11 protein-coding genes and 1 pseudogene are annotated in these 13,585 nt (G+C 67.5%); all 12 read left to right on the forward strand.

What is annotated here, in order from left to right; genetic code table 11:
- Nucleotides 1–284 (forward strand): annotated as a pseudogene (locus tag I004_RS39860) (molecular chaperone DnaK); the annotation flags it as partial.
- Nucleotides 285–292: 8 nt separating this feature from the next.
- Nucleotides 293–856: a nucleotide exchange factor GrpE gene (locus I004_RS0112780; protein ID WP_078511112.1), complete on the forward strand. Its 564-nt coding sequence runs from the start codon at nt 293–295 to the stop codon at nt 854–856.
- 6 nt (nt 857–862) lie between these two features.
- Nucleotides 863–1,813 (forward strand): J domain-containing protein, encoded by a 951-nt coding sequence (locus I004_RS0112785; protein ID WP_028435827.1) that lies wholly within the window; start codon nt 863–865, stop codon nt 1,811–1,813.
- A complete protein-coding gene (locus tag I004_RS0112790; RefSeq protein ID WP_078511114.1) occupies nt 1,810–2,178 on the forward strand; it encodes a chaperone modulator CbpM in 369 nt (122 codons plus the stop codon). The genes I004_RS0112785 and I004_RS0112790 overlap by 4 nt, the downstream gene beginning before the upstream one ends.
- Entirely contained in the window at nt 2,169–4,826 is a 2,658-nt protein-coding gene (gene clpB / locus I004_RS0112795) for an ATP-dependent chaperone ClpB (RefSeq protein ID WP_028435829.1), read from the forward strand. The genes I004_RS0112790 and clpB overlap by 10 nt, the downstream gene beginning before the upstream one ends.
- Before the next feature lie 5 nt (nt 4,827–4,831).
- The gene (gene trxA, locus I004_RS0112800) at nt 4,832–5,308 is read left to right on the forward strand and encodes a thioredoxin (RefSeq protein WP_028435830.1); all 477 of its coding nucleotides are present in this window, start codon (nt 4,832–4,834) and stop codon (nt 5,306–5,308) included.
- A 98-nt stretch (nt 5,309–5,406) separates the two neighbouring features.
- Complete coding sequence (locus tag I004_RS33665) at nt 5,407–7,089, forward strand: FAD-dependent oxidoreductase (RefSeq protein ID WP_051344993.1); 1,683 nt, start codon at nt 5,407–5,409, stop codon at nt 7,087–7,089.
- 19 nt (nt 7,090–7,108) lie between these two features.
- Nucleotides 7,109–7,501, forward strand: a complete 393-nt coding sequence (locus I004_RS0112810) for a DUF2267 domain-containing protein (RefSeq protein WP_028435831.1) — start codon at nt 7,109–7,111, stop codon at nt 7,499–7,501.
- A 79-nt stretch (nt 7,502–7,580) separates the two neighbouring features.
- Nucleotides 7,581–8,732, forward strand: coding sequence for a hypothetical protein (locus I004_RS33670; RefSeq protein ID WP_051344994.1), 1,152 nt, complete (start codon nt 7,581–7,583; stop codon nt 8,730–8,732).
- 137 nt (nt 8,733–8,869) lie between these two features.
- Nucleotides 8,870–10,105, forward strand: coding sequence for an FUSC family protein (locus I004_RS0112820; protein WP_028435832.1), 1,236 nt, complete (start codon nt 8,870–8,872; stop codon nt 10,103–10,105).
- A 1,136-nt stretch (nt 10,106–11,241) separates the two neighbouring features.
- Nucleotides 11,242–11,505 (forward strand): helix-turn-helix domain-containing protein, encoded by a 264-nt coding sequence (locus I004_RS0112825; protein WP_028435833.1) that lies wholly within the window; start codon nt 11,242–11,244, stop codon nt 11,503–11,505.
- Nucleotides 11,506–11,804: 299 nt separating this feature from the next.
- Complete coding sequence (locus I004_RS0112830) at nt 11,805–13,277, forward strand: UvrD-helicase domain-containing protein (RefSeq protein ID WP_028435834.1); 1,473 nt, start codon at nt 11,805–11,807, stop codon at nt 13,275–13,277.
- Nucleotides 13,278–13,585: the final 308 nt, after the last annotated feature.

The following is a 13,585-nucleotide window of genomic DNA, read 5'->3' on the forward strand; positions in this document are numbered from 1 at the left end:
AGGTGGAACGCCGGCTCACGGAGCTGGGCGACGACGCACCCCAGCACGAGAAGGCCCGTGCGGAGATGCTCGTCGCCGACGCCCGGAAGGCCGTGCAGGAACAGGAGAGCGTGGAGCAGGTCCGCTCGCTCACCTCGGAGCTGCAGCAGCTCTTCCACTCCCTGGGAGCCCGGGGAACAGGGCCGGAGCAGGCTGCCTCGACCGACGGCACCTCTCCGAGCGGCCCGTCCGAAGAGGGCGGTCCGGGTGACGACGTGGTCGACGCCGAGTTCGACAAGGGCTGAGGCGCGACATGTCGAGCGAACACGAGCCCATGGAGACGGAGTTTCCGTTGGACGAGGGGGACAGGGCCGACGAGCCCGACGTCCCCCGGGAGGGCGACGGTGGCCCGCAACAGGCCGCCGTGGCCGAGTCCGAGGAGCAGTCGCAGGCCGTGGAGGAACTGACGGAGCGCTGGCAGCGCACGCTGGCCGACCTGGACAACCTGCGCAAGCGTCATGCCCGTGAACTCGAGCGGGAGCGCTCCGCGGAGCGTGCCCGTACGGCCGCAGCCCTGCTGCCCCTCATCGACCACCTGGAGCTGGCTCTCGAACACGCCGAGGCCGGCGAGTCCTCCGTCATCGAAGGCGTCAGGGCTGTGCGTGACGAGGCGGTAAGCACCTTCGAGAAGCTCGGTTTCCCCCGGCACGACGAGACCGGGGTGCCCTTCGACCCCACACGTCACGAGGCGGTGAGCACCGTCGAGGACGACGGAATCGGCCCCGGCATCGTCCGCGAGGTTGTGCGCCCGGGCTATGGCGACGGCGTGAATCAGCTGCGTCCCGCGGCCGTCACCGTCACCGCCCGGCAGGAGTGACCTGCCATGGCTCAGGACTACTACGAGGTCCTCGGACTGCACCGGGGTGCGAGCGCCGACGAGATCCAGCAGGCTTACCGCACGTTGGCCCGGAAGTACCACCCCGATGTGAACAACGACCCCGCGGCGGAAGAACGGTTCAAGGAGCTCAACGAGGCCTACAGCGTTCTCTCCGACCCCAAGACCCGTGCGCGCTACGACCGTTACGGGCCGGCGTTCCGTCAGATTCCCGAGGACTACGACGAGCGGGTGGCCGCCGGCGCAGGCGCGGGGAGAGCCGGGGCATGGCGTGGCGGCGGCCCGCGTGTGCGCGTCTCGCAGGACGTCGGGGACGGCTTCGGCGGTTTCCAGGACGTCGGGGTCGACTTCGAGGACCTCTTCGGTTCGATGTTCGGCGCGGGCGGCGCCCGCGGACCGGTCCGCGGCGCGGACCAGGAGGCGGAGATGCCGCTGAGCGTCGAGGACGCCTACCGAGGGGGCCGCCGGAGCATCACCCTCGGCGGCGCGGAAGGAGGCCGCACCTACCAGGTCGACATCCCACGCGGTGTCGTCGACGGTCAGCGCATCCGGCTCGCGGGTGAGGGCGGCCGGGGCAGTCAGGACGCCCCTGCCGGTGACCTGTTCCTGCGGGTGCGGATCACACCCCATCCGCAGTTCCGGCTCGACGGCCGCGACGTCCACGTCCAACTGCCGGTCACACCTTGGGAGGCGGCGCTCGGGGCGACCGTCCCGGTGCCGACTCCCGACGGGCAGGCGAAGGTGACCGTGCCTGCGGGTTCCTCCAGCGGCAGGCGGCTGAGGCTGCGCGGCGAAGGCATGCCCAACCCCAGCGGGACCCCCGGCGACCTCTACGCCGAGCTGCGCATCGAAGTGCCGCCCGAGCTCACGCGTCGTGAACGCGAGCTGTTCGAAGAGCTCGCCGCCACCTCCGACTTCGACCCGAGGAGGCAACGATGATCACGCGATCGAAGCCCGCCTCCCACATCACAGATAGGGGTGTGCTTCGGCCGACCTACGTATTGGCGCCGGTGCACCGGTTCAGCCTGGAGGCTGTCGCGCGCCGCTCGGGGCTGCATCCCGACGTGGTGCGGCGGTTCGTCGCGCTCGGCCTGCTCGACGACGTGCACCGCGACGCCGAGGGACGTCTGTGGTTCCCCGCGTCCGCCTCCCTGACACTTGCCCGCATCCAGCGGCTGCGAGCCGGCTTCTGCCTCAACTACGCGTCGCTGGGCCTCGTTATGGAACTGCTCGACCGCATCGCCGAGCTCGAAGCCGCACTGCGCCGCAGCGGCGTGAGGAGTGATGACTCGCCATGGATATGAACCGTCTGACTCAGAAGTCGCAGGAAGCGCTCCAGGAAGCGCAGTCCACCGCCACGAGGCTGGGGCACACCGAAGTCGACGGCGAGCACCTGCTGTCCGCTCTCCTTGGCCAGAGCGAGGGCCTCATTCCGCGCCTCGTCGAACATGCAGGAGCCGATCCCTCGGCGCTGAGGGAGGCGGTGGAGAGCGAGCTGGGCCGCAAACCCAAGCAGACCGGCGCCGGGGCGGCTTCGGGCGAGGTCCGTGTGACGCAGCGTCTGGCGAAGCTGCTCGAGTCCGCGGATCAGGAGGCCCGCAGGCTCAAGGACGAGTACGTCTCCGTGGAGCATCTGCTGCTCGCGATGACGGAGGAAGGCCCGGCGACCGGAGCGGGTCGGCTCCTGAAGGAGCACGGCGTCACCCGTGACGCCTTCCTGAACAGCCTCACGCGTGTTCGCGGCAGCCAGCGCGTCACCTCCGCGACTCCCGAGGGTGCCTACGAGGCGTTGGAGAAGTACGGCCGCGATCTGGTCGACGAGGCGCGGGGCGGGACCCTCGACCCGGTCATCGGCCGGGACGCGGAGATCCGCCGGGTGATCCAGATCCTCAGCCGCAAGACGAAGAACAACCCGGTGCTGATCGGCGACCCGGGCGTCGGGAAGACCGCCATCGTCGAAGGGCTGGCGCAGCGCATCGTCAGCGGCGACGTTCCCGAGGGGCTGCGGGACAAGACTGTCTTCTCCCTCGACATGAGCTCGCTCGTCGCCGGAGCCAAGTACCGCGGCGAGTTCGAGGAACGGCTCCAGGCCGTGCTCAGCGAGGTCAAGGCCGCCGAGGGCCGGATCCTGCTCTTCGTCGACGAACTGCACAACGTCGTCGGGGCAGGTGGCGGTGCCGAGGGCGCCATGGACGCCGGAAACATGCTCAAGCCGATGCTCGCCCGCGGAGAACTGCACATGATCGGCGCGACGACGCTCACCGAGTACCGCAAGCACGTCGAGTCGGACGCCGCACTGGAGCGCAGGTTCCAGCAAGTCATGGTGGACGAGCCGTCGGTCGAGGACACCGTGTCGATCCTGCGCGGACTGCGGGAACGGCTGGAGATCTTCCACGGCGTCAGCATCCAGGACACCGCGCTGGTCGCCGCGGCCACGCTCAGCCACCGCTACATCTCCGACCGGTTCCTCCCCGACAAGGCCATCGACCTCGTCGACGAGGCATGCGCCCGACTGCGCACCGAGATGGACTCGATGCCCGCCGAGCTGGACGAGCTGACCCGCCGCGTCACGCGTCTGGAGATCGAGGAAGCCGCCCTCTCGAAGGAGACGGACGCGGCGAGCGCAGCGCGCCTGGAGGAGCTGCGGCGGGAACTGGCCGATCTGCGGGCCGAGGCGGACGCCAAGCAGGCCCAATGGGAGGCCGAACGCCAGGCGATCCGCAGGGTGCAGGAGATACGCCAGGAGCTGGAGCAGGCACGGCAGGAGGCGGAGGAGGCCGAGCGCTCCTACGACCTGAACCGGGCGGCGGAACTGCGCTACGGCAAAATCACCGAGCTCGAACGCAAGCTCGCCGCGGACGAGGACCAACTGACCGACAAGCAGGGCGAGTCGCGGCTGCTGCGCGAGGTGGTCACCGAGGACGAGATCGCCGAGATCGTCGCCGCCTGGACCGGCATCCCGGTGACACGTCTCCAGGAGGGCGAGCGGGAGAAGCTGCTGCGGCTCGACGACATCCTGCGGGAGCGGGTCGTCGGACAGGACGAAGCCGTGGGGCTGGTCGCCGACGCCGTCATCCGCTCCCGTTCCGGGATCCGCGACCCCCGGCGGCCCATCGGGTCCTTCGTCTTCCTCGGCCCGACAGGCGTCGGAAAGACAGAGCTTGCCAAGGCCCTCGCGGAGGCCCTGTTCGACTCCGAGGAGAGCATCGTGCGGCTCGACATGAGCGAGTACCAGGAACGGCACACAGTCAGCCGACTCGTCGGCGCACCTCCCGGATACATCGGCTACGAGGAAGGCGGACAGCTCACCGAGGCGGTCCGGCGCAAGCCCTACTCCGTCGTGCTCTTCGACGAGATCGAGAAGGCGCACGCCGACGTCTTCAACACCCTCCTCCAAGTGCTCGACGACGGAAGGATCACGGATGCTCAGGGCCGCACCGTCAACTTCCGCAACACCGTGATCATCCTGACGTCCAACATCGGCTCGGTGCACCTGCTCGACGGCGTGACAGCCGAAGGGCAGATCAAGGCGGACGCCCGCAGCCGCGTCATGGACGAGCTGCGCAGCCACTTCCGGCCCGAGTTCCTCAACCGCGTCGACGACATCGTCCTGTTCAGCCCGCTCGGCCAGGAACAGATCGAGCAGATCGTCGAGCTCCAGTTCAACGACCTGCGCTCCCGCCTCGCCGAACGCAGGATCACCGTCGAACTCACCGAGGACGCACGTCGGCTGATCGCACACCAGGGCTACGACCCCGTCTACGGCGCCCGGCCCCTGCGCCGCTACATCTCGCACGAGGTCGAGACGATCGTCGGCCGCGCCCTGCTGCGGGGCGCCGTCGAGGACGGCGCATCGGTCCTCGTCGACGCGGCCGACGGGGAACTGACCGTCACCTACGAGGCATCGGCGGAGGAGCGGGCCGCCGACGACTCTCTCGCCAGGGCAGCGTGAGATCCATGAGCACACCGCAGAACAAGACGGTGTCCTGCCCTTCCTGCGGGCGGACGAACCGTCTCCCGGCTTCCGCAGCCGGAACACCCCGGTGCGGCAACTGCCGGTCTCCACTGCCCTGGATCGTCTCCACCACGGACGACTCCTTCACCGACACCGTGGAGCGCGCCGATCTGCCCGTACTCGTCGACCTGTGGGCCCAGTGGTGCGGGCCCTGCCACACGGTGAGTCCCGCGCTGGAACAGGTCGCAGCCGACCTCGCAGGCCGCATCAAGCTGGTGAAGGCCGACGTGGATCAATGTCCGCAGCTGGCCCGGAGATTCGAGGTGCAGGCGGTGCCGACTCTGCTGATCCTCGACCGGGGTGAGGTGATCGGGCGCCGTGCCGGTGCCCTGCCCGCGGCGAGCCTGCGCTCCTGGGTGGAGGAGACGCTCGCCCGACACGACCAGGCGGCCTCCGCATCCCACGGCCAGGAGGTGTGATCCCCGGTGGCCATCCGCATCGATCTGCAGTCTCGCGTGCGCTGCTCGGCGCCGTGCGCTCACAGGCTGCCGTCCGGTACGGGAGAGGAGCTGATCTGATGTCCACCGAGACCCCGGACATGCACGGCGCCTATCCACGGCTGACGGACGAACAGGTTGAGCTGCTTGCCGCGTCAGGTGAGCGGCGTCCGACAGTGGCGAGCGAGGTGCTGTTCCGCGAGGGCGAGTCGAACCGGGAGTTCCTGGTGGTCCTCAGCGGTCTGGTCGACGTCGTGCACGACTTCGGCCTGCCGGAGGAAGGGCTTGTCGCCACCCACGGTCCGGGTCGCTTCCTGGGTGAACTCGGTCTGCTGGAGGGGCAGCGGGCCTTCTACACAGCCGTTGTCCGGGAGGCCGGTGCAGTGCTCGCCCTTTCGGTGGACAGTCTCCGTGAATTGGTCGCGAACGATGCCGTCCTGGGGGACCAAATCCTCCGCGCCTACCTCGGACGCCGTGCCCGACTCATCGGTGCCGGCGCGGGCTTCCGGATCCTCGGTTCGTGCCGCTCGCCGCAGACCCGGCGGCTGCGCGAGTTCGCCGCACGCAACCGTCTGCCGCACCGCCTGGTCGACCTGGACAGCGACGACGAGGCCGAGGCGCTTCTGCGCCGGTTCGGCATCACCCCGCAGGAGACACCGGTCGTCATCTGGAATGGCCGCCAGGTGCTGCGGAATCCGGACGCGGCCGACCTCGCGCGTCTGGTGGGCCTGCCGGCGCCATCCGGAGATGCGTCCGTCCATGATCTTCTCGTTGTCGGTGCGGGTCCTGCCGGACTTGCCGCCGCTGTCTACGGGGCCTCCGACGGCTACTCGACGGCCATGATCGACGCCGTCGCCACCGGTGGCCAGGCAGCCAGAACATCTCGCATCGAGAACTACCTCGGCTTTCCCTCCGGGATCTCCGGGGGCGAGCTGATCGAACGCGCCGTGCTTCAGGCTCACAAGTTCGACGCCGACATCCTGGTGCCGGCCGAGGCGGAGGCCCTGCGACGCGACGGAGATCACTACACCGTGGCCCTCGCCGACGGGAGTGACGCCGCCGGACGCACGGTCGTCCTGACCACGGGAGTGCGCTACAGGCGACTGGTCGTCCCCGGCAGCGAACACTTCGAAGGCAGCAGCATCCACTACGCAGCAACCGCCCTCGAAGCGCACATGTGCGGCCAGAATCCCGTCGCGGTAGTGGGCGGCGGCAACTCCGCCGGTCAAGCGGCCGTCTTCCTCGCGGACAACGGTTCCCGCGTCCACATTGTCGCGATCGACGACTCCCTGGAGCGGAACATGTCCCGCTACCTCATCGACCAGATCGAACAGCGCCCCGGCATCGAGGTGCATCTGGAACAGGAAGTGGTCGAAGTGATCGGCGAGGACACGATCCGGCGGGTGAAGGTCCGTGACTTGCAGACACGGCAGGAGAATGACCTGGAGGTGCGGGCCCTCTTCGTGTTCATCGGCGCTCGTCCCTGTACGGACTGGCTCGGGGAAACGCTCGTTCTCGACGAGCGCGGATTCGTCGTCACCGGAAGCGCACCCGGCGAAACCCGTTACGAGGGCCCGTGGCGGCAGCTGGAACGGGAACCGCTGCCCCTCGAAACGAACTGGCCTGGAGTGCTCGCAGCGGGAGACGTACGCAGCGGCTCGGTCAAACGCGTCGCCTCCGCCGTGGGAGAGGGTGCCATGGCCGTACGCCTCGCCCATGAACACCTTGCTCGAACCCCTGCGAGAGCCATGTCCGCCCTGTGATCGGAACGAGAGGTCCGTCATGAAGAGCGACCAATTCCTCGCCCGCGTGCGCGAACGCGGCAAGTACCGGGACCAGGCAGAAGCGATGCAGATCACCGAAGCAGTCCTCGATGTACTGAGCTCCCGGATCACCGGTGGTGAGGCCAAGGACCTGGCCTCTCAGCTGCCCGAGCCGATCGACCGGCCACTGCTGGACAGGAGCACGGAGGCGGCCGAGTCCTTCGGCGTCACCACATTCCTCGCCCGGGTCGCCGAACGGACCAGAGTCCAGACCAGGACAGCCGAATGGGACGCAAGCGCTGTACTGTCCACCGTCGCCGAATCGGTTTCCGGCGGAGAGTTCAACCAGCTCCTCACCCAGCTGCCATCCGGCTACGCGGCGCTGTTCGGGGAACCGGAGCTGAGCGACTGAGCGTCGGCGAACCGGCACACCGGACCGGCGGCCGGTGCGTTCGCTGGACTCGCTCCGAAGGGGCTGGTGTGCTGGGCGGATGCACACTCCCGACAAGCCGGTCGAGGGCGACGTCGGCGAAGCGACGATCGAAATCGTCGTCGGCGTTGCAGCCTCACCGGGGATGGTCTCGGAGTTCGTCGGGGGGATGGAGGCGGAGTTCGCCGACCGGATGACCGCACGGGTGCCCGATGTGCGCTGGAGGTTCCAAGCCGTCTCCGACCGGCTCGCCGTGCCACCCACCGACGTGGCAGAGATCATCTCGGCGGGCCGGCAGCGCCTGCTCCGGGAAGGCTGGGATCTCGCGGTCGTGGTGACGGACCTGCCGATCGCGACCTCACGCCGCCCCGTGATCGCGCACGCCAGCGCGAGCCACGGGGTCGCGGTGGTTTCGATGCCGGCGCTCGGCGCGATGGGGGTCAGACAGCGGCTCGCCGAGACCGTCACCCGGCTCGTCGCGGCCCTCATCGGGGACATCAGTGCGGCGGAGGTGGATCAACACGGAGTTGTGCATCGTTTTGGTCCACCCCCCGGGGTGATGCGCAGAGTGAGGGAACTCGGCCACAAGATCGAAGAGGACGAATCCGACGTACGCATGGTGGCGCGGGTCACCGCGGGCAACATGCGGCTCCTGGTGGGAATGCTGCGTGCCAATCGCCCGTGGCAGCTCAGCATGCACCTCACTCGTGCGTCCGTCACCGCCCTCGGGACGGCGGCATTGGCGCTGGTCACCAGCGACATCTGGCAGCTGGCGGACGACCTGGGAGCATTGCGGCTCGGCTTGATCACCGCTGCGTCGGTTCTCACCACGATCTGCACGTTCATCATCGGCGCCCAGCTGTGGGAGCGCAGTCCCCGGCCCGAGGCACGAGAACAGGTGATCCTCTTCAACATCGTGACCCTGGCAACGGTCACGATCGGCGTCCTCTCCCTCTACGGCACTCTGCTGGTGCTGACATGGCTCGGTTCCCTGCTTCTCGTGCCGACAGGGCTGCTCTCCGAGACGCTCGGCCACCCTGTCCGGATCGGCGACAAGTGGGAACTCGTGTGGCTGACAAGCTCCCTGGCCACGATCGGCGAGGCCGTCGGGGCGGGCTGGGAGAGCGATGAATCGGTGCGGGAAGCGGCCTACACCTACCGCGCGGACGATCAGGCTCTCCCCGAGGAGACATTCACGCAGGCGAGCACCTGACCTCCCGTCCTTGCCTTACTTACCCTTCGGACTCCTGTGACGGTTCCGCACAGCACGAAGGTGCATCGTGACGCCCACACGGGTGACGGCCTGCAGGACCGGTGCTCTACCGCAGTGTGACCGGGAAAAGCCACCGGGTGCCGGACGTCCGTGAAGCCATCGCCGGTGTCCTGCACCGCCGCAACGACCCTTCGGTCATCCAGACCGTCCGTTCCTCAGCGGCGGCTGTGCTCAGCTACCTGGCTGCACTCTGGCTGAGCAGCGCCCAGGTCCCGCTCCTCGCCCCGCTGACCACTCTCCTCGTCGTACAGCTCACCGTCTACGCCACGCTGACCCGAGGCATTCGGCGGATCATCGCTGTGGTCGCCGGCGTGCTTCTGGCTGTCGGTTTCAGCTCACTGGTGGGGCTGAGCTGGTGGTCGCTAGGCGTGCTCATCCTTGCCGCCCTGATCCTGGGCCATCTGGTGCGCGTCAACGAATTCGTTCCCGAGGTCGCAATCAGCGCCATGATCGTGCTGGGCGTAAGCGTGACAAGAGTGGCGGAGACCGCCCTGGACCGGGTGGTGGAGACCCTCATCGGCGCAGTCGTGGGCTTGCTGTTCAACGTCCTCTTCGTTCCCCCGATTTGGACACAATCCGCCGGTGAGTCCATTGAGGACCTTGCCGAACGAATGAGAGATCTTCTGTGGAGCCTGGGCGAAGAGGTCGGCCGGCCCACCCCGGTGGAAGAAGCCGAGGCACGCCTGGAGGAGGCGCGCCGACTCGACCACGACATCGTGCGGGTCGATGCCGCTGTTGCGCAGGCCGAGGAGAGTCTGAAGCTCAACCCCCGGGTCAGGGAGGGCACACTCTCACGGCTCGTTTTGAGGACAGGCCTGGACACCCTGGAGATCTGCGCGGTCGTACTCAGGGTCATCGCCCGAACGCTGACCGAACTCGCCGAGGAAGGTGCGCATGAGTCGCTCTTCCCTCCCGAGACAACCGCTGCACTGCAGGAGCTGTTCGCTGAACTGGCCGCTGCCATCGATGCGTTCACCGTACTCGTCACCAGCGACGTCACCGCGGACGCAGACGACGCGGAGGTCGCGCTGACGGACAGGCTCCGCGATGCCCACGATGCCCGCGACCGGATTGCCCAGCTGCTGCTCGCCGAACAGCAGCGCCATCCGGAACAGTGGCAGCTTCACGGCACGCTCCTCACCCAGATCGACCGGCTCCTGGACGAACTCGCCGCGGAGAAACGCTCCGCGCGGTTGACCGAAGAGCTGGACTTCCAAAGCCGCCAGCCCTTCGCCCGGCACCCCCAGCTCGCGAAGCTCACTCGCTATGCACCGTTCCGCCGCGTTCTCCGCCGACGTCGAAAGGAGACCTGAGCGGATGGGGTCCGCAGCCTCGTGGGCGCGCGAACGCGCCGAAGTTTCGAGCGCAGCGCGGGTTCATTCATCCCGTCTCAGCGATGACGGGTCGGCGATTCATCTTGGCAAGTCATCCAGGCAGCAGTGATCGTCGAGCTTTCCCGCGGGAGGGTCGGAGATTGGGAAACGATCACTCGCGGATCGGGGAACGATCTTCTGGTGCTTGCGACGCCGCTGGTCAGACGTACTCGTGAACACCCCCCGGACCGGAAGGGCCGCCACGGCCGACTCCGGCTCTCACCCCGGCGAGTGCACCATCGGTGATGGCGCCGCCGTGCGACAGCAAGTCTCGTCGGGCGAAGCCCACAGCGATCTGGTCGCGGGCGCCGAGGTGCGGCACGGACCTTGCACCCAACGCCTGAGACGACCCGGCTTCTTTCACCCCACGCGGCACGGTGAAGCCGGTGTCATTACTGAGGCAAGCCGGAACATTTCATTGCGACAATTGCCGTCCCTGCTCTGGCAGCTGGTCTTCCTCGGGAATCAGCCACCACGTATCGACCTCCTCGGCATCCCAGGGCAAGATCCGCGAAGGTGCGGTGGGTAGCGCTGGGCGCGAGCCTGCGTGTGGCTCGCAGACAAGAGCGGTGGTTGCTGTGGCACTTGCACATCGGCGGCAGGCGTCTGCCAGGCGCCAGCACCTTGCGTCCTGGGTCAGCGCGAGGACGATGTCTCCTCCGCAGCCGCGATGACGGGCGTGCCAGCGGCAGCCCCCTGCGCTGCACCGACACGTGCGCAGGTGGGGTGGTAGCCAACTGCCGCGCGCGTGTTGCGCGAGATGCCCCAACGCGTCCTGTCGCGGGCCGGCCGTGCCGGCGGGACGGCTTAGTGGACCGCAGGTGGTGCATCTCAATCTCGTCGAACCGCGGTGTGGAAGAACCTCGACTGTCCACGCCCGGGGTGGTGGCGTCACTGAGGTCGGTGCGGTGACGGTCACCGGACCCTCCTTGTCGAACAGAGCTTGCCTGCAGGAACCAGCAGGCGGCGGCACTGTAGTGCAGATGTCTGCCCTGCGCGGAGGTCGACTGAGGCTGTGTCAGATAGGGCAGATGTCTGCACTGACAGGGCAAGGGTCTGCACCGTCCGATTACTGAGTGACGATCTTCCCGCCCGAGCCGGACCTCGAAGCGATGCGCTTGGAGCTCTCGCGCTTGCGAGCGGAGCGCGGCTGGACCTACGACGAACTCGCCGAACGTAGCGGCCTGGCCAGGCGCACGCTTATCGAGATCGAACAAGGGCGCACCGTCGGCACCCTGAGGACCTGGCACGCAATCGCCCATGCACTCGGCGCTCCGGTGGGTGAGCTCCTTTCGCACCTGTGCGATGACCATCCGCCGCCGGTACCGCCAGGCGAATAGCGGCTGATCGCGGGTGGTTCGCCCTCGGAGTCGGCACTGTGGGTTCTGCCCGAAGAGATGACCGGGTGAGAATGTGTGCTCGATCAAGGGAACATTTGAGCGCTCCTGGTGCTGCGTCAGAGGGACATAGCGGCTAGGTCAGGACTGTTGCGGCGTGGCGGCTGACACCTTCGCGTCAAGCACGACCCCTGTTCCTGCCCGAGCTGTGAGTCAGCTGTCGGTGAGCGGCCACTACTGCCCGGGCGTGAACACCACGGTCCGTGCTCCGTACTTCTGCCGCTTCGATAGGAACTCTGCGCATGCTGCACCCCACCGACGAACAATCGGCTGCTGTCGAGGCCTTCCGCGACGGCCACCACCTCGCCTTGCAGGCCGGAGCGGGAACGGGAAAGACCACCACGCTGGTCATGCTGGCTGAAAGTGTCACCAGCCGAGGCCGCTACATCGCCTTCAACAAGGCCATCGCAACCGCTGCAGCCCGAACCTTCCCGCGCCACGTGCTGTGTAAGACCGCCCACGCCATGGCTTTCGCCGCGGTGGGCCACAAGTACCTGTCCCGCATGAACGCACCCAGAACAGCAAGCTGGCGAACCGGGCAGAGCCTGGGCATCACCAAAGACGTCCGCATCGGAACACGGGATGTGAGCACGCGTGCCCTCTCCCACTGCATGCTGCAGACCGTCACCCGCTTCTGCCACTCGTCAGACCCAGAACTGGCAGCACGTCACGTGCCGCCTCTGCGAGGCATCGAGGCTTCTGAAGAACGAGCGGAACTGGCTGACTTGGTACTGCCGTATGCCCGTAAGGCCTGGGAGGACCTCCAGCAGTCCGACGAAGGCATCGTGCGCTTCGAACACGACCACTACCTGAAGATCTGGGCGCTGACGGAACCGCGGATCCCCGCCGATTTCCTCCTGCTCGACGAGGCCCAGGACACCAACCCCGTTCTGGAGAAGGTCTTCAATGACCAACGCGACCACGCACAGCTGGTGATGGTCGGAGACTCAGCCCAGGCGATCTACGGTTGGCGCGGCGCACGTGACGTCATGACGGGGTTCGACGGAACGCACCTGCACCTCTCACGCTCATTTCGCTTCGGCCCCCGCCTGGCGGAAGAAGCCAACAGGTGGCTCGCCATCGCCGAGGCTCCCATCCGCCTCACTGGAACACCCGACATCGCCACAACGGTCAGCCCAGCCACGGCATCACCGGCCGCGGTACTGTGCCGAACGAACGTCGGCGCCATGATCGAAGTCCTTCAATACCTCGACGCCGGCAGGCGAGTTGCCCTCGCTGGTGGTGGAGGGGCTCTTCAAGCACTTGCCGTCGCGGCCCGGGACCTGAAATCCGGTCGCCGCACCACGCACCCAGAACTGATCCTCTTCCGGTCCTGGGGTGAGCTACAGGATTACGCCGACAAGGACCCTTCCGGCAGCGACCTTGCCCCCCTGGTGGACCTCGTCGACGAGCACGGTGTCGACGCCATCCTCACTGCCGTCGACCAGCTCACTCACGAAGACCGTGCCGAGATCACCATCTCCACTGCCCACAAGGCGAAAGGGCGGGAGTGGCCTTCGATCCGTATCGCCGATGACTTCACCCCACCACCGGACGACGAGGAGAGCCAGGACGAGCACGGCAACCCGCTCCCCGGGCCGATCGACCTCGGCGAAGCCCGACTCTCCTACGTCGCCGTCACCCGCGCCCGCCAACACCTCGATCTGGGCGGGCTTTCGTGGATCCATGAGCACCCTCAAGGCATCCCCAAGTAGTGGTTGAACCCCGGCTTCTCGCTCTCAAGTCGGCCGGGGCGACGGTTGGAGCAGTAGTGCACTGCACAGTGGTCCGCCCGTGTCCTCGGACGTGAACGAATCCCGATTCGCCTCCGTAACAGCACCACGCGCTATGTCACGGTTCAGGTTGGACTGCAACCATTCGGCGTTCTCGCATGTCGCAAGTTGGTACATCGATCAACCAACGTGATTTCGTGGGAGCTTCCTTGTCGTTCCGATTCAACCCGCCACCTTCCTGGCCTCAGCCGCCGCAGGGCTGGATGCCGCCCGCCGACTGGCGCCCCGAC

The organism is Streptomyces sp. TAA486, from assembly GCF_000426165.1.